Genomic DNA, 20,160 nt, shown 5'->3' with positions numbered 1-20,160 from the left:
GGTGCGATTGCAACCGCTGCCGACGTATCCGAAGTCGACGCCAAGCTCCTGATGAACCATGCCATTCCCGGAGTAAACGCGGGCTTACATTACGCGGCACGAGCTTCTCGAAGATCATTTGCGCAAGCAGCAGCAGGCGATCGGCAGCGCGGTACTTGCCGCTTTGGATGGATCGATTGCTCAGAAGCATGAGCGACCCGGCCGCGATCGGGTTCGCCAAGAACGCCGCGGATCCAGCTGGCATTACTCGGGACCTGACGTTCTAAGGCTGCTCTTCAACAATAATCCGGCTCGAAGGGTGAAGCATTTCTCGCTGCCACACGAGCAGCCTGAGACGGGACCGACGCACTCCAAGGGCTGACTTCGGGCCTTAGCCGTAACTCGAATGCAGATTTGGCCTGGGAAAGTCATTATATCGCATGGTTCAATAAGGGATTGACTGACACTCCCGCCACTAAACTAGCTCCAATCGGACGTCGTTTGCTGAAGGTAGCTCGAACTTCCCCATGATGGATTGGCGCGAGAGTTCAAATCTCTCAAATACTTAGAGGGTGGCGTGTGCGCGGCGTGTGCACCGGGAGATCAAGAAAAATCTCATCGCGGCCAACATAATCAGGCTTATGGCGCCCGAATTTCCGAGAGCGGAGGCTGTGACTGCCTACATGACTCGTTTCTGGCCGAGCAGGCCCACGACGTTCGTTCACGGCTCAGTGCATTCCGAAGGACTCAGCTTCGCCGGGGTGAACGCATTCGTCGTTCGCGAGAGGGGCATGAGAGCATTATGCAGGCGACCGCGGAAGGCGACGAGAGACAGCGGCCCGCCGAATGCGGGCGCACATGCTCAATGCCGCTTCGGCGCTCAGGCGCTACATCGATGACCGCCACGGCTGAGTTTTTCAGTTTGCGCGCGAAACGTCTCATGCCGCGATTTTTCGCAGGCGTGCCGACGGCTGCAGCTAGCCTTGCCTGATCTCCGAGCCGGGCTCGACGGGCAGCCAGAGCAGTGATGCTCGGGACGGACCGTGCCAGACCGCAATTGTGGTCACCAGGGCATGCGTCTTTGGCGTGCTCGCCGGATCTTCGCCCGTTCCCGGATTGACGGGATAGGCCGGATAATCGGCCCCCGCGACGGAGAGGCGGAGTCGCTCACCCTTCTTGAGCGTCGCGCACGTGGTAGCCAGCTTCAGCTTGTATCGGCCTGCCGTCGCCGCGCGGTAGTGCGCATATCCGCTCGAGATCTGGAGAACCCTTTCGTCAGAGGTGACGAGTGAAAGGATGCAGCAAAGATCGAAACTCGGACGGTCGCAACTCAGCTCGAGTTCGACCTCGGGTTCGCCGACCACCTCGATGGCGTCCGCAAGCGCTTCCGTCGCGAAGGTCAAGACGTCGCCGCGTTCATCGGCGACCCGGCGGTCGACTGGCCCCGTCGGAGCGCCATAGTAGCCGCCGACAGTAGGCGCGGGTCGCCAGGGATCGTGCACGATGTGCTCGACATCTACCTCCGGGCCCCGCCGAAGACCGAGAGTGCCGTCCTGAGCATCCAGCGATGCTCGAGCCGTGCCACCGAGGAATAATTCCTGCGAGTTTGCCGGCAGATCCTGATATTGCCGCCATTTTTTCAACCCCATATCGAACAACTCGATCCGTCGGTTATCAGCCCGGCTCGACGAACCCTTGAGGATACGGTCAAAGAAGCGGATGTGATCGTTGTCGACATTGCGGTCCGCCTCCGACCCGAAGTCGACCGAGCCCACTTTCCGCGTCCACGGAAAATGGATCCAGGGTCCGACGATGAGCCTGGTGTCATCGGAGCTGCTTGCGACCGCCCGGAAGGACTCAATCGTGGCTGGCAGGAAAGGGTCGAACCAGCCACCGACGAACAGCATCGGCAAACGGCGGGCACGAATGGCGTCGAGGTGTGTCGCAGGCGAAATGCTCTCCCAGTACGGAGAATCGGGGGGCGTTTCGAGCCAATCCATGACATGCGAATAGTGCCGATATTTTTGTAGCAGCTGTGGCATCGCCGCGATCGGGCCGCTGAGCGGCAGGTTGGCCCCGGCGGCTTGCAAGGCACTGAAGGCCTCGTCAACGCCCGCCCTTCGCGCCGCCTCTGCAGTGATCTGGATGCCCCAGCCGATCATGTGCTTCATCTGCAGGGCGCCGTTCTCGTAAGCCCAATGCGCCGGATTCCACGGTCCCATCGCCGGCGCGAGGGCCTTCAGCGATGGGCAGTCTCCCGCCGCGGCGAGCAGCTGGTTGTAAGCTTGATACGAAAAGCCATACATCCCGACGTCGCCGTTCGCACCATCGAGACGTGCCGCCCATTCGACTGCCTCCGCGCCGTCCTCGATCTCGGTTTCGCCGGGGCGGAATGTCCCTTCCGATGTGCCGCGTCCTCTGACGTCCTGAACCACGACGATATAGCCATGGGAGGCGTACCAGGAAGGATGCGCGTAGCAGATGCTGCATGCGATGCGCCGGCTATAGGCCTGGCGCTGAAGCAGAACCGGATAGGGGCCTGGCGCTGCGGGACGGTACACGTCGGCATCGAGCCGCGTGCCGTCCTTCAGCGTCATGGTCTCAATTTGCGGGGGTAGGACGGGCAGTCGGGGTGATTTTGCTGACATCTACGGAAGCTTCATCGTGAATTCATGCGCTTAAAGGCGCGGCGTGTCGAAAATCCCGACTACGGGGTCGGCTAGTTCGTTGCCGATCTGATCCGTGACATCGGATACTGCTCGACCTCCGTGATCAGCTTGATCAGGCGGCTGGCCGCGCGTTCGACCGCCGTACGGCCGCGCTCGGTATCCGCGAGCGCGGCGTTGCCGCAGGCGCCCTTCGGGTTGATGTCCTGCATCTGCCAGCCGAATCCAACCGGGCCTTCCGGCATGAGGATCTCGCATTCCGTCTCCAAGGTCTGGGACAGCGCCCTGAAATTCTCTGCCAGCGCCATGTCGACGAGTTCGGGATGCAGATGGCGCATCACGCTGGTCTCGATTTCTCCGGCGTGGATTCCGTGCTTGCGCTCGGCCGCACTGAAAAGGTCCGACAGATCCGTGAATCGCGACCATTGCGAGGAGACGGCCAGCATGCCCAGCCTGACGCGGAGCTCGCGGCAGACGATCTCCATGACTTGCGGCTGGCCGCCATGGGAGTTGACGAAGAGAACCTTGCGCACCCCGGCCCGGTGAACGCTCTCGCAGACCTCGTACCAGACGCGCCCCAAGGTTTCCGCCGAGAGCGTCAGCGTGCCGAGGAAAGCCGAATGCTCATTCGACTTGCCGATCGACATCGTTGGCAGGATCAGGGCCGGAAAATCGTCGGCCATCTGCGCGACTGCGCTCTGGATGATACCTTCGACGATCGCCGTATCGACGCGGACCGGCAGATGCGGCCCGTGCTGCTCGACAGCGCCGACCGGCAGCACGGCGACGATCCTGCTCATATCGAGCCGACGGAAATCCTCGGCCGACAGGTCCCACCACCAATGCGACTTCAGTTTCATCTCGGTTGCCTTGGCTCGAACTGGCGGACATGCCGGCAAGGCTTCATCGCCCAGCGGCCTGCCAATCATTGTTGGACATCCGCGGAAGCATGAAAAGTGCTTAATTTCGTCTCTTGTGTTGCCCTTTTGGCAACGCGGTCCAGGCGGGCCGTGACGATCGTCGCTGCTGTCTTCCGGTTCAGCTGGCGACCTCGCGGATCATTGCCTTCAGCATCTCCGCAAGCACGCTCGCGATCGCGCTGGTGCCCCGGACATGCCCGATCAGCATCAGCGCCTGCGCGTCCTGCGCGAGTTCGCGAGCGGGAACGTAGGTCAGCCGGCCGGCTCGCCGCTCGGATTCCACGTCGAAGGGGGTCAGGAAGGTGATGCCATCGTTCAGGATGACGGCGTGTCGCATGATTTCGATCGAATTGGTCTCGATCGCCGGCTGCAGGTCGATCGCGACCCGTCCGAAAGCCGCCTCCAGATAAGGCCGGATCGCACTCGTGCTGTCGGCGATGACGAGCGGGTAGTCGACGCAATCGCTGAGGCGGACGTTGCTTCGCTTTGCCAATGGATGATTGGGGGTCATGACCGCGCCGAGCCGGCCGACGGCACGCGCAAGGACCTTCAGATTGCTGTCCTTGCCGAAATCGAACCCGATACCAAGATCGGACTCGCCGCTCGTGACCGCAACCTGAATTTCCGCCCCGGTATTGAAGAGCGTCAGGTTGAGCTTGACGCGCGGATTGGCCGCTCGAAATTCCTTCACCTTGTTCGGGACGAGGTTGGAGGCAAGGCCGCTCATCATCGCCAGTGTGATTTCGCCGCGTCGTAGGCCCTTCAATTCCTCGATCTTGACTTGGGTGCGGGTCAGCTCCTTGAGCGTCTGGCGGACATGTCCGATCAAGACCTCTCCCGCGGCGGTCAGGATCAGCTTCTTCGGAAGACGCTGGAAGATCGGCGTTCCCAATTGCGTTTCGAGCGCGAGAATCTGTCGGCTGATTGCCGACGCTGCGACATTGAGACGGTCCGCCGCTTTGCGGATCGAGCCGGTGCGGGCAACCTCGTCAATGTAGTTCAACAGCCGGCTGTGAAGCATGGTTCGGGCCCCGATCAATTTTCCGCAGGATGGTGGCTCGTTGCCGAAAAGGCAACAGGTCTGTCGAATTAAAGCGCTTTGAGGCGATGCGTTGTCATGCGACATCCGTCATGACGAGAGTGCACCGTCCAAGGAATTGATCCCATGTCGTTCAGCGTCGCCGATCTCACGCATGCGAAAGCTTTCCGCATCGCGCCGAAGGACACCAACTATTTCGCCGTCCTGTTCGATCAGGTGACGGACCGGATTGGCAGCATCTTCGTCATCGAGATCTTTCAGCCTGGCGGGGCGACGCCACCCAACGAGCACGCCGCTGCGCACGAATTCTTTCACGTGCTGCATGGAGTCGGTGTCGCGCGCTGCGACGGCAAGACCCTGCCGATCAAGAAGGGCGACTCGCTTCTGCTGCACCCGGGCTCCGAGCACGTCATCGAGAACACGGGGCCGGGCAAGCTCTACACGCTCACCGTGATGACGCCCAACGAAGGCTTTTCCGAGCTGATCCGCAGTGGTGAGCCCGTCGCGCTCGACGCCGAGGACATGCGCGTCCTGCAAGGGCTCTGATCGATGGACGTCACATCATCCGATCCCGCCGTGAACGAAGGCCTGCTACCGCTCGGCTCGAGCCGTGCGAACTGCTGGATGGTCGCCGAGGGGCGAGCCAATCTGGTGCGCCAGCCGGTCCCGCCGCGACCGGCGACGGTCCAGGCCCAGGGCAAGCTCGTCACCTTCGACCTCGCGCGCACCGCGCTCGTCATCGTCGATATGCAGAACGACTTTTGTCACCCTAAAGGCTGGCTGGCGCATATCGGCGTGGACGTCGCGCCGGCGCGGCGCCCGATCGCACCGTTGCGGCGATTGCTGCCGCTGCTGCGCGGCTGCGACGTGCCGATCATCTGGCTCAATTGGGGCAACCGGCCCGACCGACTCAATCTCAGCCCGTCGCTGCTGCATGTGTACAATCCAAGCGGCGCCGGTGTCGGCCTCGGCGACGCGCTGCCGGGCTCGGGTGCGAAAGTGCTGGAGCGGGGCAGCTGGTCGGCGGCCATCGTCGATGAGCTTCCGATCGAGCCAACGGACATCCACGTCGCCAAGTACCGGATGTCGGGCTTCCAGGATACCGAGCTCGACAGCATTCTTCGCAATCTCGGCGTGAACACCTTGATGTTCGCGGGGGTTAATGCCGACCAGTGCGTGCTCTGCACGCTGCAGGACGCGAACTTTCGCGGCTACGACTGCCTGCTCCTCGAGGACTGCGTGGCCACGACGTCACCCGACTATTGCATGGCCGCAACCATCTACAACGTCAACCAGTGCTTCGGCTTCGTCGTCGGGTCAGAAGCGATCGCAGCAGAACTCGTGCATCGTGCATCGAAGGATGGCCAACCGTGACTGATCTCGCAGCTTATGCGCTGGACCGGCTGGTGGCCGATCTCGGCGATATTCCTGTGGTGACCGAAGAGAAAGTCGTGCGCCGGCGCTCGCGCGACTTCTTCTGGTATAGCCCCATCCTCGATGCACAGCTTGACGGCAAGTCGGCCGATGTGATCGTGTTGCCGCGCGACGAGCAGGACGTGATCCGAATTGCGTCCGCCTGCGCGCGCCATCGCATGCCGATCACCGTGCGCGGCGGCGGTACCGGCAATTATGGGCAGGCCGTGCCGCTCGTGGGCGGGGTGCTGCTGGATATCTCGGGGCTCGAAAGCATCGAGTGGATCAGGCCGGGCGCGATGCGCGTCGGTGCCGGCGCCAAGATGCACACGCTCGATGCGGCTGCGCAGGCGCAGGGGTGGGAGCTGCGGATGCATCCGTCCACGAAGCGCATGGCGACGATTGGCGGCTTCGTCGCAGGCGGGTCGGGTGGTATCGGCTCCATCACCTATGGCGGCCTGCGGGATCCCGGGAACATCCTGGCCGCGCGCGTCGTCACGGTCGAGGAGGAGCCGCGCATCATCGAATTGCGCGGCGATGCGGCGCAGAAGGTCAACCGCGCCTATGGCACGACCGGCATCATTACGGCGCTCGAGATGCCGCTCGCGCCAGCATGGAAATGGATCGACGTCGTGGTGGCCTTCGACGATTTCATCGAGGCAGCGGCATTCGGCTATGAGGCGGCCCTGGCCGACGGGATCGTGAAGAAGGTGCTCTCGCCGATCACCTGGCCGCTGCCGTCCTATTTCGGGGCGCTGAAGCCCTCCTGTCCCGACGGAAAGAGCGTGCTCCTGGCGATGATCGCCGAGCCCTCTCTCGATAGCTTCAAATCGCTGCTCGGCGGCCGCGGCACGATCACGCTCGAGATACCGACGGACGAGAGTCCCAGCCGGGTCCCGCTCTACGAATATTGCTGGAACCACACCACGCTCCAGGTGCTGAAGAGCGATCGTTCCGTAACCTACCTGCAGTGTCTCTATCCGCATGATCGGGTCCTGGAGAAGGTTGCCGAGATGCGGGAGCTGTTTCCGGACGAGGTGCTGCAGCACCTCGAGTTCATCCGCTTCGGCGGACGTGTCACCTGCAGCAGCCTGCCGGTGATCCGCTACACCAATGCGGATCGCCTGAACGAGATCATGCGGCTGCATGAGGAGCGCGGTGTCTTCATTGCCAACCCGCATGTCTTCACCGTCGAGGACGGCAGCCGGTACAAGCGCGCCGATGCGGATCAGCTCGGCTTCAAGCACGAGGCCGATCCGCATGGCCTGCTCAATCCTGGGAAAATGCGGAGCTTTGTCAGCAAGAGGCGATGAGCGATGCACGTGCTTTACGTGTACTGCCATCCGCTCGCCGACAGCTTTCACGCGGCCATTCGCAGCGAAGCGCTCGCCGGGCTGGCCCGGGCCGGCCACACGGTCGACCTGCTCGATCTCTACGCCGAGGGGTTTGATCCCGTCCTGAGCGCCGAACTTCGCCGCGACTACCACGATCCGGTGCTGAACCGGCGCAACAACGAGGCTTATGCCGCGCGCCTGATGGCGGCGAACGCGCTCATGGTACAGTTTCCCACCTGGTCATTTGGGCCACCCGCGATGCTCAAGGGCTGGTTTGATCGCATGTTCGGTCCGGGCATCGCGCTCGACCTGTCCGATCCCGCCCGCGCGAGGCCGATGTTGCGGCACATCGAACGCATCGCTGGCATTGCGACTTACGGTCGGCCGCGCTGGCAGGCGATCGGCATGGCCGATCCGCCGCGCAAGATCATCAAGCGCTATCTGCCGTGGTTCACCGGCGGCAAGGCGCGCGTGAGCTATCACGCGCTCTATCACATGAATGTCGCCACCACGAACAAGCGCAACCGCTTTCTTGCAAAGCTGCGGCGGGACATGGGCCGATTCTAGCTTCGGCCTGCAAGGCGGCGCCGCGTCATGCGCGCTGTCGCTTCTTCGGATCACCACCAACAAGAATCGGCGGCACGCCGGACGCCGCTCGCGCGCGAACATCGTCGTACATCGGCGCTGTTCGCGCATCGATCGTGCGTGATCCGAAAGGCAACGCATTGCGCGAATCAAAATGCTTCTAGGCGACAGCTTGCCTGTTGCATCTTGAGTTCGGGCGAGGACGCAGTCGTTGGGGGGCGGCTCCTTGTAAAGAGCTCGAGCTGTAGCCGTAACGAATAAGTCTTCGTTGCGAACGGTTGCGAGTACCCGCTTGTCAAATCAGGGGCACACTCAATGTTCGATCTTCGACGCTTCTTCACTGCCGCCGCTCTGACGCTGATTGCCGCAGCGTCAAGCTGCCTTGCCCGCGCGGGCGACCTCGCGGTCAAATCCATAAAGAAGACGCCTGATCTTCCCTTCTTCCTCGTGATAGACGATCGGCTGACCTACGCGTGGATGCCGAAGGCGACGGACCCTGGCCTCTTCAGCGTCCAGCCGAACGGAGCCGTCAACGGGACGACGGCGAAGCAAGTCTACGCGTTCACGCACTTCGACGTATGGGCGTACGGCACCAACTTCCTTTCGCTTTCGATGTTCAAATCGGATCACAACGATCCCGCCAATCCTTGTTTCACGAACGCGTCCGGGGCGATCGTGAGCAGCGTCTCCGGCCTGCCGGCAAGTTGCGCCGGAATGACGGAAATCTACGGCCTGTTTCGTTCGACCTTCGGGTGGAACGACATATTCAACACCAAGGCGTTCGTGATCGGCCCGCTTCACAACATCTCATTCGAAGTCGGCATGGATGCGAACACCGAGAACAGCTTCCTTGCGAACTCCAAGCGCGCGGTCGTCGCTGGTCTCCAGTTTGCGTTCGACCTCCCGTACAAGGGCTATTTCAACGTGGCTCCGCTGGCCTATTGGGAATATTCGAGCCGCAACGCTTTCGCCCAATGCGGCCTATTCGGTGCGGGCGTTCCGTACCCCGCCGCGGGCGCGACCTGTCTCGCGGATGGCGAGCGGAGCTTCGATGTGACGTGGTCGGTGGAGGCAAATTACTACATGGATCTGGGCTTCCTGCCCGAGAACATGCAGTTCTGGTCGATCAGCGGCCGCGCCGCCTGGCAGGGACCGAAAGGCTACGAGAAGAATCCGGTCGTCGGCGCGCCCACCGTCGTGACATTGAACTCCGAACCGATTCGACTGACGTTCGATGCCGCCAAGGCATTGTGGGGACCGCGATACGCCCACTTCGTCGATCTCTGGGTTGCCTACCGCTATTGGCAGAATAAATTCGGCCTCGATCACAATCGGAGCGCAAGCTGTCTGTTCAAGGGCTCCAGCAACAACAGCTGTACGGAAGAGACGGTTTATGCCGGCGTGACCGTGAAGTTCTGACGGGCCCCAGACCGGTGACCGGTTGGTCACCGGTACTCGGAGCACACCGTTTTCGCGGCGGCTCGTGCCTCGTTTTTCGTGGCAGATTGCCCACGAAACCAGCATCGCCGCGAACGCAACAGCGCGCCTGGAACCTTCGCTTCTGTCGGCCAAGTCCATGGCGGGCTCGGGCTTAACGGGCTCCGGCTTGCAAGCCGAAGACGCTCGCGACGCCTGCTGTAGCTGCGTGAGGCCAACCCGCTTGCACAGCAAAGCGGCGTTGCCAGAAAGGCAACGGAATGCTCGAATCTAAATGCTTTGAGGTGACAGCTTGCCCATGCATCCTCACGCTCGGAAAGTCTCGCAGCGCAGTGTTCGCCGGCCGATGGCGGCGAGCTGCAGAAGGGCACCCAGCATGGCCATGAAGAATCTGTCCCGAATGATCGCAGCCGGTCTGTTGGCGGGCGCAGCACTGGTCGCATCCCTCGCGCCGGCTCAGGCCGTCGACCAGATCACGTTCCTGACGAACTGGTTCGCACAAGCTGAACATGGCGGCTTCTACCAGGCCAAGGCGACGGGGCTGTACGAAAAAGCCGGGCTGGATGTCGCGATCAAGATGGGCGGCCCCCAGGTGAACGGCTCGCAGCTTCTGCTCGCGGGCGATACCGATTTCATGATGGGCTACGACATCCAGGTTCTCAAAGGTCGCGAGCAGAACCTGCCGCTCGTCACAGTCGCTTCCTCGTTCCAGTTCGACTTGCAGGGCATCATGGTCCATGACGATGTGGCAGACCTCGCCGCACTCAAGGGGCGGCCGATTCTGATTGCCGGATCGTCGCGGACGACGTTTTGGCCCTGGCTGCGGACCAAATACGGCTACACCGACGACCAGATCCGCCCCTACACCTTCAACCTGCAGCCTTTCTTCGCCGATAAGACCGTCGCGCAACAGGCTTATCCATCTTCCGAGCCGTATCAGGCCGAGCAGCAGCAGGAGAAAGTCAAGTTCTTCCTGCTCGCGGACGGAGGCTATCCGCCCTATGGGTCCACGATCGTCACCACCGAGAAGATGATCGCCGAAAAACCCGGTGTGGTGGAGCGCTTCGTTAAGGCCTCGCTGGAGGGCTGGTACGACTACATGAAAAATCCTGCGCCCGGCAATGAGCTGATCAAGGCCGCCAATCCCAAGATGACCGACGGCCAGCTCGCATTTGCCCTCGACCGATTGAAAGACATGAAGGCCGTCGAGCGCGGCGATGCCGCGACGCTGGGTGTCGGCATCATCACGGCCGACCGATACAGGCAAATCTACGATTTCCTGGTCGCCGGCGGCCTGCTCGACTCCAAGGTGGACTGGCGGAAATCGTTCGACGACCGTTTCGTCAAGAATCTGAAGATCGGGCTGAAATAAAGGATGCTGACATGACGGTGCTGTTGCCCGTTGAGCCGTTCGACGAGAGGGCAAGGCAGATGACGACAGCTGATGAGCGGCCGCCGGCCGTCGAGGTTCTGTCGGCCGAGAAGGTATTTGCCAACGGCGCACGGGGATTGGCGCCGATCGATCTGTCCATCACCGACGGTGAATTCCTGACCCTGATTGGTCCGTCCGGCTGCGGCAAGAGCACGCTGCTCAAGCTGATCGCCAGCCTCATCGAACCGTCCAACGGACGGTTGCTGTGGTGGCGCGGAGACTTCGCGCAGGTAGGGCAGGAGGGCAGGCGGCTCGCTTTCGTGTTCCAGGAGCCAACCCTGATGCCCTGGGCCCGGGTCGAGGCCAACGTTCGCTTGCCGCTGGAGTTCGGCAACATGCCGCGGGCCACGGCGGATCCGAAGGTCGCCGACGCCATCGCGCGCGTCGGTCTCTCGAAGTTCAACCGGCACTTCCCGCGGCAGCTGTCCGGCGGCATGAAGATGCGCGTCTCCATCGCGCGCGCCCTGGTCACCAATCCCAATCTTCTGCTGATGGACGAACCGTTCGGGGCCCTCGACGAGTTCACGCGCAACAAACTGGACGATGACCTCGTCAACCTGTCGTGGGAACGCAAGCTGACCACGGTCTTCGTGACGCATTCGATCTACGAGGCCGTGTTTCTCTCGACCCGGATCATCGTCATGGCCGCGAACCCCGGTCGCATCTTTCGCGTCATGACCATCGACCAGCCGCAGCCGCGCGACCAGGGTTTCCGCGACAGCCCGAAATTTGCCGCCTATTGCCGCGAATTGTCGACCTGGCTTGCCGAAGCATCGCTGCAATCAGCCGGTGGAGGCGAATCATGAAGCCGCTGTTCGAATCTGAAGCCTTTGTGCGGATTGCCGCCCCGGTTGCGGTCGGCATCGTCCTGTTCGCGGTGTGGGAGATCGGCTTTCGGCTGGCGTCCGTTCCCGTCTACCTGTTTCCAAAGCCGACGGACATCTTCGCGAGCCTCCTGCACAATGGGCCCTCGCTCTTGCGCGCACTCCTCGTGACCTTGCGGGTCACCTTGCAGGCCTTCGTCGCAGCCGTCATTCTGGGCACGCTGATCGCGTTCTTGTTCGTGCAGAGCCGGGCGATCGAGGTCAGCCTGTTTCCCTATGCGGTGCTTCTCCAGGTGACGCCCGTCGTCGCGATTGCGCCTCTCATCATCATCCTGATCAAGGACACGCAGCTGTCGCTGACCATCTGCGCAACCTTGGTGGCGCTGTTTCCCATCATCTCAAACACGACCCTTGGCTTGCGCAGCGTCGACCCGGGACTTGCGAACTTCTTCCGGATGAATCGTGCCAGTCGCTTCAAGACGCTGGTGAAGCTGCGCATTCCGGGGGCGCTGCCCTATTTCTTCGGCGGCTTGCGGATCTCGAGCGGACTGGCCTTGATCGGCGCGGTGGTCGCGGAGTTCGTTGCGGGCACCGGCGGTCGCTCCTCAGGACTTGCCTATGAAATTCTCGATGCGGGATTTACGCTGGACATTCCTCGCATGTTCGCGGCGTTGTTCCTGATCACGTTGACCGGGGTCCTGTTGTTCGCGGCCATGGTTGCGTTGTCGCAGTGGGCTTTGTCGGATTGGCACGACAGCGAGACCAGGGCCGAAGCATGACCGCGATGTTGATCGACAATGCCGCTGGCATCTTCACGGGCCTGCCGGGCGCCGCCATGCGCACCGCCGGCCAGATTCGCATTCGCGATGGCGTCATCGTCGAGATCGGCGCGCTGGAGCCGCAGCCGGGCGAGCAGCGCCTCGATGCCCAAGGCGGGGTGATCTATCCCGGCTTGGTCTCGACCCATCATCACCTGTTCCAGAGTGTGTTGAAGGGCGTGCGATCCGGCATCGACCTGCCGCTGGCCGGCTGGCTGCGCGCCGTGCCTTACAGGTTCTGGTCGAAATTCGACGAGGAGGCGCTTGCCGTTGCAGCCCGGATCGGGCTCGCAGAGCTGCTGCTTTCGGGTACGACGACGGTCGCCGACCATCACTACCTCTTCAGCGACGCGTTCGGCTTCGATCCTGCGCAGGTGATCTTCGAGGTGGCGCGCAGCCTCGGCATCCGCCTGGTGTTTTGCCGCGGTGGCGGCACCACGGCGCGCCATGTCGATACCGACAGGTTTGCGGCGATGCCCGTCGAAACGCTCGATCGAATGTTGCAGTCGGTCGAGGCCTGTGCGCAGCGCTTCCACGACGCCTCACCAAGTGGCCTGTCGCGGGTTGCGCTGGCGCCAACCACGCCGACCTGGTCGCTCGATCCGGGCGAGCTGCGCGAGGTCATTGCCGCGGCCCGCCGTATGGGTGTGCGGTTGCATAGCCATCTGTCAGAAACCTCCGACTATGTCGATTTCTGCCTGTCGGTGCACGGCAAGCGTCCTGTGCATTGGCTCGCCGATCACGGCTGGCTCGGTGAAGACGTGTGGTTTGCGCATCTTGTGCACCTCGACGACGACGAGGTGCGAATTCTCGCGAGCACCGGCACCGGCATGGCGCATTGCCCGCAATCCAACTGCCGGCTCGGCTCTGGCGTCGCGCCGGCCGATGCGATGGCGCGCCTCGGTGGCGCGGTCTCGCTCGGCGTGGACGGGGCAGCCTCCAACGAGGCAGCCGACATGCTCTGCGAAATGCACAGCGCCTGGCACACTCATCGCGCCGTAAAGGGGGCTGGTGCTGTGACGGCCGAGGACGTCGTGCACTGGGCGACCGCGGGCGGCGCGCGCGTGCTCGGCATGCCTCACGTCGGCACGCTGGCGCCGGGGCAGCAAGCGGACATTGCCATCTTCAAGCTCGATGACGTCAGGCATTTCGGCATGCACGATCCTCTGATTGCGCCGGTGACTTGCGGCGGCTCTGCGAAGCTCCGCTATCTCCTGGTCGGCGGCCGCATTGTCGTCGCGGACGGCGCCATTCCTGGCCTCGACCTGCAAAAGCTCAAATCTGATGCCGCGCGCGTGGTCACGCGCCTGGCCGCCTGATCGCGGAGGATCATCATGTTGAGCACGAAACAGCCCGTGCTGCGCCGGTTCTGGTACGCGCTGATGCCGCTCGATCATCTCAAGGATGGTCCAAAGCCGTTCACGCTGCTCGGCGAGCCGATCGTTCTGTTCCTCGATGCCAATGGCGAGCCTGCAGCGTTGGAAGATCGTTGCTGCCACCGCACGGCGAAGCTGTCGAAGGGCTGGTGCAACAACGGCAACATCGTCTGCGGCTATCATGGCTGGGAATATGACCGCGATGGCAAGCTGGTGATGATCCCGCAGTTCCCGTTCGAGCAGCCTGTTCCCGATGCCAAGGCGCGCTCCTTCCGTGCCAAGGCTCGCTACGGCTACGTCTGGGTCGCGCTCGACGTGCCCTTGGCCGACATCCCCGAAATTCCAGAGGATGGTATGCCGGGCTATCGCCGCATCAACCAGTTCTACGACAAATGGAACACGGCCGCGCTGCGGCTGATGGAAAACTCCTTCGACAATGCCCACTTTGCCTTTGTCCACAAGGGTACCTTTGGCGACATCAATCAGCCAAAGCCTGAGAAGTACGAGATCACCGAGAACGCAACCGGCTTCGATGCCGAGACCATCATCACGGTTCGTAATCCGCCCAATGCCTACAGGATCACGGGGACGAAAGAGCAAACGACCAGGCGGCATCAGCGCAACAAATGGTTCATGCCGTTCTGCCGGCGTCTCGACATGGAATATCCGTCCGGTATCCGTCACATCATCTTCAATTGCGCGACGCCGATCTCGGACGGACAGATTCAGGTCGTTCAGTTGCTGTTCCGTAATGACAGCGAGACGGACTGCTCGACGCAGGAGTTGATCGATTGGGACGCCGCGATCATCGCCGAAGATCGCGACATGCTGGAATCGACTGACCCCGACGCCATCGTCGACATGGGCCGCAAGATCGAGATGCATATGCCGTCCGACCGTCCCGGCATGATCATGCGGAGGCGCCTGCTCGACCTCCTTCGGCAGCATGGCGAGGAAGAGCAGCCGCGGGAGTATCGGGCCTAGGCCTCTTCCTCAAGACGCGCGAGCTCTCAAAGATGAGCAGGCGGTTGGGGTGGCTACCGCGTGTTTACCGATCTCGAGCGTATCGCCGGGCACTTTCCCCATGCGACTGGATTGGCCAGCAGCGAAGGCGCGGCCAACGAGGAATTCCTTCATACTCGGTTGGCGGGATCAGCATAAGCTCGCCTGAGATGCTGCCTTATCGTCACCATGCCTTTGAATCTCGCATGATTTTGTCGAGCAGCCCTATTGAAGCTCTGTTCAATGGGAGCCGGCTGCTCACCATGTGTTGATGTGTTGGATGAGCCGTGCCGCGGCGGGATCAAGCTTCTTCCAGTTGCGGCAGTTGTGATCGGTATTGCTCTCTCTTGAGGAGCGCGATCCTCAAGCCGGTTGCTCGAAAGTGCGATCTTGAGGATGATGTCACAAATCGCTAGGAGGCGCAGATAATACCTTCAAACGGCACGTCATCTCGGATGGATAAATCATTGAAATATAAAGGTTATCGCTTTTCCGTGGCACCCATGATGGACTGGACCGACCGGCACTGTCGGGTGTTCCACCGTCAGCTGACCCGGCGCGCGCTGCTCTATACGGAGATGCTGACCACTGGCGCCGTGGTTCATGGCGATCGGGAGCGGCTGCTCGGCTTCGACGCGTGCGAGCATCCGGTGGCGCTGCAGCTTGGCGGGTCGGATCCGCGCGAGCTCGCGCTCGCTGCGCGGATCGGCGAGGAGTTCGGCTATGACGAGATCAATCTCAATGTCGGCTGTCCGTCCGACCGCGTGAAGGACGGCCGCTTCGGCGCCTGCCTGATGGCGGAGCCGGAGCTGGTGGCGCGATGCGTCGAGGCGATGAAGCGCGCGGTCGGCGTTCCCGTCACCGTCAAGTGCCGCATCGGCATCGACGAGCAGGATCCGGAAGTCGCGCTCGATACGCTTGCGCGCGCGGTGGTCGCCTCCGGCTGCGACGCGCTGATCGTGCACGCCCGCAAAGCCTGGCTCAATGGTCTGTCGCCGAAGGAGAACCGCGACATCCCGCCGCTCGACTATGATCGCGTTTATCGCCTCAAGCGCGCGATGCCTGATATGCCCATCATCATCAATGGCGGCGTCCCTGGCATCGACGAGGCGAAGGCACATCTCGATCACGTCGATGGCGTGATGCTCGGCCGTGCCGCCTATCAGGAGCCGTGGCGGCTGCTCAGCGTCGATCGCGACATCTTCGGCGAGGCGCCGCCGCATGCGACCATGCAGGACGCGTTCGAGGCGATGATGCCCTATATCGAGCAGCAGCTCGCCCGCGGCACGCGGCTGCACGCCATCACCCGGCATTTCGTCGGCGCGTTCCACGCCGTACCCGGCGCGCGGGCGTTCCGCCGGCATCTCGCCGAGCAGGGCGTGAAGCCGGGCGCCGGCCTTGATGTGCTGCGCGATGCGATCGCCCGCGTCGGTGCGCGCGCGCCGGCGGAAGCGGCGGCGTAAGTCTGCCTAATCGGCCGCCGTGCGCGTGCGGCGATGGCTGCTCTGCAGCTCCGGATAGCCGGTGAGCATCAGCGTGTCGGCGCGAACGCCCCAGCTCTCCAGGCGGTCGAGGAAGCTCATGCCGAGCAGGTTGGTCTTCATCTGCCCGCGCTGCACGACGAGGGCCGGCACCGATTTCTCGACGAGGTGGCCGACGGCGAGGCGGTCGAGCGTGAGCCGGGCCGCCTTGGTGTGGCCGCCCGCGGTTTCGAGATCGACGTCATATTCGAGCATCTCGAGCGGCAGTCCGATCGCTTTTGCTGTTTCCCAGGTCAGCACCACCGAGGTCGCGCCGGTGTCGATCACCATCGGAGCGGCGACGCCGTTGATCTTGGCGCGCAGCGCGAATTCGCCGCCCTGGCCGCGCTGGATCTGTACGGCAGGCGGCGGGGAGGCGGTCTGCGCGCGGAAAATATGCGAGACCTTGTTGCTGGCGCGGGCGATCTTGCTGGGATCGCCATAGGCGACGACGGCGCCGGCCGTGCCGGCGAGCATGACTAGGACAAGCAGGAAGCGCATCATGGCGCGCCTCCGAGGGCACGCGAGGCGATCAGGCGCGCTTCGGCGTTCCCGCGATCGGCGTCAGCCCGGCGTCCGTCATCCGCGTCGGCAGCAGCGCCATGACCGCGAGCCGCTCCGCGCTCTCCATGGCGTGCCAGCGTGCGATCTCCGGCAAGGTGCGGCCGCAGCCGAAGCACAGCTTGGTCTTGGGATCGATCATGCAGACGGCGACGCACGGCGTTTCTTTGCTCATTCGGACATAGTGGGGGATGGTCGGGCATTTCTGCAAGCATCTCGTTTAGGAGCCCGTGCCTGCGCTCATGATCGGTTTGTGACGCGGCCGCCGCTTCTCGTCTGCAATTGCGGAACTCTCCGGCTGGAGCGGCGGAGCCTCATCCGACATCGGTGCCAGCGCGCTCATCACGCGCTCCGGCGGGAAGGTGACGATCACCTCGGTGCCGATGCGCAGCTTCGATTTCAGCGTGAACGTGCCGCCGTGAAGGTCGATCAGATTTTTCGCGATCGGCAGGCCGAGCCCGGCGCCCTGTTCGGCCGACTTGATCGAGTTGGAACCCTGACCGAACGAGGCGAGCACGACGGGAATCTCGTTCTCGGGAATGCCGGAGCCGGAATCCTTCACCGAGAGATATTGTCCGCCCGAGGCGGTCCAGCCGGCCTTGAGCCAGATCTCGCCGCCTTGCGGGGTGAACTTGATCGAGTTGGAGAGCAGATTGAGCACGACCTGGCGGACCGCGCGCTCGTCGGCCCACAGCCGCGGCATCGCCTGCTCGAACACTTCGTGGATCGTGATGCCGCGGCTGGACGCGCGCAGCTTCATCAGATGATGGCAGTCGGCGACGATGCCGACCAGCGACACCGCTTCCTCGTTCAGCTCGTAGCGGCCCGCCTCGATCCGCGACAGGTCGAGGATCTCGTTGATGAGGTTGAGCAGGTGCACGCCGGAATTATGGATGTCGGCGGAATATTCCTTGTACACGCTCACCGCATGCGCGCCGAAAATTTCGCTCTTCATCACCTCGGAGAAGCCGAGGATCGCATTCAGCGGCGTGCGCAGCTCGTGGCTCATCTGCGCGAGGAAGCGCGACTTGGCGACATTGGCGGATTCGGCGCGGTGACGCGCCTCGTCCGAGATTGCTTTCGCCTGTTCCAGCTCGCCGATCAGCGCGTCCTTCTCGGCGCGCGCCTCGAGGGTTGCGAAGGTCGAGGAATGCAGGCGGTGCGCCAGCAGCACGAAATAGCCTTCGGCCGCGAGCGCGAGCGCCGCCAGGATGTAATTGTCCAGCGAGCCGGTCATCACGAAGCTCAAGGCCATCGCGACCGCGACCGGCGCGGTGGCGGCGAGGGCTGCGATCGGCAAATTGGCGGCGAGCATGCTCGACACTGCGATCACCAGCAGCATCAGGAACATCATCAGCGTTTCCGTGACCATGTCGAGCACGGGATGGATCAGGATCGCCATCCAGCACAGGCCGTAGAGCAGGTCGAGCAGGACGAAGCGTGTCCGCCAGGCGCGCGTTGACGTCGGCGAGGAGGGCTCCGCCAGAAAGCGCCGGCAGCTGCGGATCATCGCGGCGTGAATGCAGATCATGCCGCAGGTCCAGGCCGCGGCCGGGATCGGCTGCATCCACAGCCCGAACAACACACCGGTGGCAACCACCAACAGCAGCACGACATAGGAGGCGGACAACCGGGTCTGCGCATATTGGCGCAGCATCTCGGCGTCGAAGGCCGGCCGGGTTCCGCTGGTCGATGTTAATTTGTCGCGGGCCTCGCGCACCCGCTGCGCCGCGGCCCTTCGGCTGCTCGCCGACGGAGCGCTGACCGGCTCGGCCGGAAGCTGAACTACCTCTGGCTTTTCAGCGGGGTTACTCATCGCAACAACAACGATTCCTGGCCCGCGCGAGGCGGGCCTTCTGCATTGTCTATCTGTGGCAAGAAATCCTTAAGAGGTGACTTAAGGAGCTAAAGAATTACGTTAACCGCGCGTTAATTTTCAGCCCGCGCGCGGCCGTTCAGTGCAGCGCAGCATGCTGCGCGACGTAGACGACGGCGCCTGCGAGATAGCCCGCGAGCGCGGGGCCGGCGATGCGGCGGGCGTACCAGAGGAACTCGATCCGCTCGAGCCCCATGGCGGCGACGCCTGCAGCCGAGCCGATGATCAGGATCGAGCCGCCGGTGCCGGCGCAATAGGCGATGAACTCCCAGATGAAGCTGTCTGGCGGGTAGTGGCCGAGGTCGTACATGCCCATGGTCGCTGCGACCAGTGGGACGTTGTCGATGACGGCGCTGAGCAGGCCGAGCACGACGACGATGATGTCCTGGCGGCCGATGGTCGCTTCCAGCCATCGCGCCAGCATCGTGAGCAGGCCCGCATGTTCGAGGCAGGCGACCGCGAGCAGGATGCCCACGAAGAACACGATCGAGCCCATGTCGATCCGCGTCAGCGCATGCGCCAGCGTGAGGGGATGGCGGACATGCTCGTCCTTGCCGCGGTGGACGATCTCGCCGACCAGCCAGACGATGCCGAGCCCGAGCAGCACGCCCATGAAGGGCGGCAGATGCGTGACCGTCTTGAAGGCGGGCACGGCGATCAGCGTGCCGAGCCCGAGATAGAACATCAGGTTGCGCTCGAACGCCTCGATGACCTGCAAGCCGTCCTCCTTCGGCGGCGGTGCGATGGTCTTCCCCTTCACCAGGAAGCTGAGGAAGGCGAGCGGGACGAGCAGATTGACCAGCGAGGGCAGGAACACCGCGCCCATGATGTTCAGCGGCGTGATCTGCCCGCCGATCCACAGCATGGTCGTGGTGACGTCGCCGATCACGGTCCAAGCTCCGCCGGCGTTCGCGGCGATGACGATGAGGGAGGCGAACAGCAGCCGGTCCTCGCGCTTGGCGATCAGCCGCTGGATCAGCGAGACCATCACGATGGTGGTCGTCAGGTTGTCCAGGATCGCGCTGAGGAAGAACGCCACGAAGCCGACCAGCCACATCAGCCGGATCTGGCTCGTGGTGCTGATGCGGGCGGTGATGACCTCGAAGCCGTCATGGGCGTCGATGACCTCGACGATGGTCATCGCGCCGATGAGGAAGAACACGATCTGTGCGGTGGAGGCGACGGACTCGTTGAGCGCATGGTTGACCAGCGCATGGTCGCCCGTGGTGACCGCGTAGACCGTCCAGAGCAATGCGGCGCCGATCAGCGCCGTGGCACTCTTGTTGATCCCGAGCGGATGCTCGAGCGCGATCGCCGCATAGGCGACGACGAAGATGACGGCGATCGCGGTCAGCAAAGCGGGAACGGTCCCTCAGAC

At 63.0% G+C, this 20,160-nt stretch carries 18 protein-coding genes and 2 pseudogenes; 13 read left to right on the top strand and 7 right to left on the bottom strand.

Annotation, left to right across the window (positions count from 1 at the left end; genetic code table 11):
- Window positions 1–6: 6 nt before the first annotated feature.
- Both QA642_RS30740 and QA642_RS30735 read left to right on the top strand, forming a co-directional pair.
- Window positions 7–361 (top strand): annotated as a pseudogene (locus QA642_RS30740) (hypothetical protein); the annotation flags it as partial.
- Between the two features lie 300 nt (window positions 362–661).
- Window positions 662–891, top strand: a pseudogene (locus tag QA642_RS30735) (FCD domain-containing protein); the annotation flags it as partial.
- 65 nt (window positions 892–956) lie between these two features.
- Here the strand turns inward: QA642_RS30735 and QA642_RS30730 are convergent.
- The 3 genes from QA642_RS30730 to QA642_RS30720 all read right to left on the bottom strand — a co-directional run bounded on the left by QA642_RS30730 (window position 957) and on the right by QA642_RS30720 (window position 4,586).
- Window positions 957–2,576, bottom strand: a complete 1,620-nt coding sequence (locus QA642_RS30730) for a CocE/NonD family hydrolase (protein WP_283080197.1) — start codon at window positions 2,574–2,576, stop codon at window positions 957–959.
- Window positions 2,577–2,698: 122 nt separating this feature from the next.
- Window positions 2,699–3,505, bottom strand: coding sequence for a creatininase family protein (locus QA642_RS30725; protein ID WP_283080196.1), 807 nt, complete (start codon window positions 3,503–3,505; stop codon window positions 2,699–2,701).
- Window positions 3,506–3,683: 178 nt separating this feature from the next.
- Window positions 3,684–4,586 (bottom strand): LysR family transcriptional regulator, encoded by a 903-nt coding sequence (locus tag QA642_RS30720; RefSeq protein ID WP_283080195.1) that lies wholly within the window; start codon window positions 4,584–4,586, stop codon window positions 3,684–3,686.
- Window positions 4,587–4,730: 144 nt separating this feature from the next.
- Between QA642_RS30720 and QA642_RS30715 the strand changes: the two genes are divergently transcribed.
- The 11 genes from QA642_RS30715 to dusA all read left to right on the top strand — a co-directional run bounded on the left by QA642_RS30715 (window position 4,731) and on the right by dusA (window position 16,288).
- Entirely contained in the window at window positions 4,731–5,150 is a 420-nt protein-coding gene (locus tag QA642_RS30715; protein ID WP_283080194.1) for a cupin domain-containing protein, read from the top strand.
- Window positions 5,151–5,180: 30 nt separating this feature from the next.
- Window positions 5,181–5,978, top strand: a complete 798-nt coding sequence (locus tag QA642_RS30710) for a cysteine hydrolase family protein (RefSeq protein ID WP_283080193.1) — start codon at window positions 5,181–5,183, stop codon at window positions 5,976–5,978.
- Window positions 5,975–7,330, top strand: a complete 1,356-nt coding sequence (locus QA642_RS30705) for an FAD-binding oxidoreductase (RefSeq protein ID WP_283080192.1) — start codon at window positions 5,975–5,977, stop codon at window positions 7,328–7,330. The genes QA642_RS30710 and QA642_RS30705 overlap by 4 nt, the downstream gene beginning before the upstream one ends.
- 3 nt (window positions 7,331–7,333) lie before the next feature.
- Window positions 7,334–7,918 (top strand): NAD(P)H-dependent oxidoreductase, encoded by a 585-nt coding sequence (locus tag QA642_RS30700; protein WP_283080191.1) that lies wholly within the window; start codon window positions 7,334–7,336, stop codon window positions 7,916–7,918.
- Window positions 7,919–8,251: 333 nt separating this feature from the next.
- Window positions 8,252–9,355, top strand: a complete 1,104-nt coding sequence (locus QA642_RS30695) for a hypothetical protein (protein ID WP_283080190.1) — start codon at window positions 8,252–8,254, stop codon at window positions 9,353–9,355.
- Between the two features lie 394 nt (window positions 9,356–9,749).
- On the top strand, window positions 9,750–10,745 hold the full coding sequence (locus QA642_RS30690) for an ABC transporter substrate-binding protein (RefSeq protein ID WP_283080189.1): 996 nt from the start codon (window positions 9,750–9,752) through the stop codon (window positions 10,743–10,745).
- Window positions 10,746–10,756: 11 nt separating this feature from the next.
- Window positions 10,757–11,611: an ABC transporter ATP-binding protein gene (locus QA642_RS30685; protein ID WP_283080188.1), complete on the top strand. Its 855-nt coding sequence runs from the start codon at window positions 10,757–10,759 to the stop codon at window positions 11,609–11,611.
- Window positions 11,608–12,408: an ABC transporter permease gene (locus tag QA642_RS30680; protein WP_283080187.1), complete on the top strand. Its 801-nt coding sequence runs from the start codon at window positions 11,608–11,610 to the stop codon at window positions 12,406–12,408. Before QA642_RS30685 ends, QA642_RS30680 begins: the two co-directional genes overlap by 4 nt.
- The gene (locus QA642_RS30675; protein WP_283080186.1) at window positions 12,405–13,766 is read left to right on the top strand and encodes an amidohydrolase family protein; all 1,362 of its coding nucleotides are present in this window, start codon (window positions 12,405–12,407) and stop codon (window positions 13,764–13,766) included. Before QA642_RS30680 ends, QA642_RS30675 begins: the two co-directional genes overlap by 4 nt.
- A gap of 15 nt (window positions 13,767–13,781) precedes the next feature.
- Window positions 13,782–14,807: an aromatic ring-hydroxylating dioxygenase subunit alpha gene (locus QA642_RS30670; protein ID WP_283080185.1), complete on the top strand. Its 1,026-nt coding sequence runs from the start codon at window positions 13,782–13,784 to the stop codon at window positions 14,805–14,807.
- Between the two features lie 521 nt (window positions 14,808–15,328).
- Entirely contained in the window at window positions 15,329–16,288 is a 960-nt protein-coding gene (dusA, locus tag QA642_RS30665; RefSeq protein WP_283087010.1) for a tRNA dihydrouridine(20/20a) synthase DusA, read from the top strand.
- 6 nt (window positions 16,289–16,294) lie between these two features.
- Here the strand turns inward: dusA and QA642_RS30660 are convergent, their stop codons facing one another.
- From QA642_RS30660 to nhaD, 4 genes are all read right to left on the bottom strand, one after another.
- Complete coding sequence (locus QA642_RS30660; protein ID WP_283080184.1) at window positions 16,295–16,849, bottom strand: TIGR02281 family clan AA aspartic protease; 555 nt, start codon at window positions 16,847–16,849, stop codon at window positions 16,295–16,297.
- A gap of 28 nt (window positions 16,850–16,877) precedes the next feature.
- Window positions 16,878–17,081, bottom strand: coding sequence for a DUF1289 domain-containing protein (locus QA642_RS30655; protein WP_283080183.1), 204 nt, complete (start codon window positions 17,079–17,081; stop codon window positions 16,878–16,880).
- Between the two features lie 45 nt (window positions 17,082–17,126).
- Window positions 17,127–18,722, bottom strand: a complete 1,596-nt coding sequence (locus tag QA642_RS30650; protein ID WP_283080182.1) for a HAMP domain-containing sensor histidine kinase — start codon at window positions 18,720–18,722, stop codon at window positions 17,127–17,129.
- Between the two features lie 139 nt (window positions 18,723–18,861).
- Entirely contained in the window at window positions 18,862–20,139 is a 1,278-nt protein-coding gene (gene nhaD / locus QA642_RS30645; RefSeq protein ID WP_283080181.1) for a sodium:proton antiporter NhaD, read from the bottom strand.
- Between the last annotated feature and the right edge of the window lie 21 nt (window positions 20,140–20,160).

The organism is Bradyrhizobium sp. CB2312, assembly GCF_029714425.1.
Classification (GTDB): domain Bacteria; phylum Pseudomonadota; class Alphaproteobacteria; order Rhizobiales; family Xanthobacteraceae; genus Bradyrhizobium.
The sequence above is the reverse complement of the archived record's forward strand: the minus strand, read 5'-3'. Positions and strand labels throughout refer to the sequence as shown.

What these genes read in the sequence shown, in the direction of transcription:
- QA642_RS30730 (WP_283080197.1), bottom strand. Translation starts at nt 2,576, where the DNA reads ATGACGCTGAAGGACGGCACGCGGCTCGATGCCGACGTGTACCGTCCC.
- QA642_RS30725 (WP_283080196.1), bottom strand. Translation starts at nt 3,505, where the DNA reads ATGAAACTGAAGTCGCATTGGTGGTGGGACCTGTCGGCCGAGGATTTC.
- QA642_RS30720 (WP_283080195.1), bottom strand. Translation starts at nt 4,586, where the DNA reads ATGCTTCACAGCCGGCTGTTGAACTACATTGACGAGGTTGCCCGCACC.
- QA642_RS30715 (WP_283080194.1), top strand. Translation starts at nt 4,731, where the DNA reads ATGTCGTTCAGCGTCGCCGATCTCACGCATGCGAAAGCTTTCCGCATC.
- QA642_RS30700 (WP_283080191.1), top strand. Translation starts at nt 7,334, where the DNA reads ATGCACGTGCTTTACGTGTACTGCCATCCGCTCGCCGACAGCTTTCAC.
- QA642_RS30695 (WP_283080190.1), top strand. Translation starts at nt 8,252, where the DNA reads ATGTTCGATCTTCGACGCTTCTTCACTGCCGCCGCTCTGACGCTGATT.
- QA642_RS30690 (WP_283080189.1), top strand. Translation starts at nt 9,750, where the DNA reads ATGGCCATGAAGAATCTGTCCCGAATGATCGCAGCCGGTCTGTTGGCG.
- QA642_RS30685 (WP_283080188.1), top strand. Translation starts at nt 10,757, where the DNA reads ATGACGGTGCTGTTGCCCGTTGAGCCGTTCGACGAGAGGGCAAGGCAG.
- QA642_RS30680 (WP_283080187.1), top strand. Translation starts at nt 11,608, where the DNA reads ATGAAGCCGCTGTTCGAATCTGAAGCCTTTGTGCGGATTGCCGCCCCG.
- QA642_RS30675 (WP_283080186.1), top strand. Translation starts at nt 12,405, where the DNA reads ATGACCGCGATGTTGATCGACAATGCCGCTGGCATCTTCACGGGCCTG.
- QA642_RS30670 (WP_283080185.1), top strand. Translation starts at nt 13,782, where the DNA reads ATGTTGAGCACGAAACAGCCCGTGCTGCGCCGGTTCTGGTACGCGCTG.
- dusA (WP_283087010.1), top strand. Translation starts at nt 15,329, where the DNA reads ATGATGGACTGGACCGACCGGCACTGTCGGGTGTTCCACCGTCAGCTG.
- QA642_RS30660 (WP_283080184.1), bottom strand. Translation starts at nt 16,849, where the DNA reads ATGATGCGCTTCCTGCTTGTCCTAGTCATGCTCGCCGGCACGGCCGGC.
- QA642_RS30655 (WP_283080183.1), bottom strand. Translation starts at nt 17,081, where the DNA reads ATGAGCAAAGAAACGCCGTGCGTCGCCGTCTGCATGATCGATCCCAAG.
- QA642_RS30650 (WP_283080182.1), bottom strand. Translation starts at nt 18,722, where the DNA reads ATGAGTAACCCCGCTGAAAAGCCAGAGGTAGTTCAGCTTCCGGCCGAG.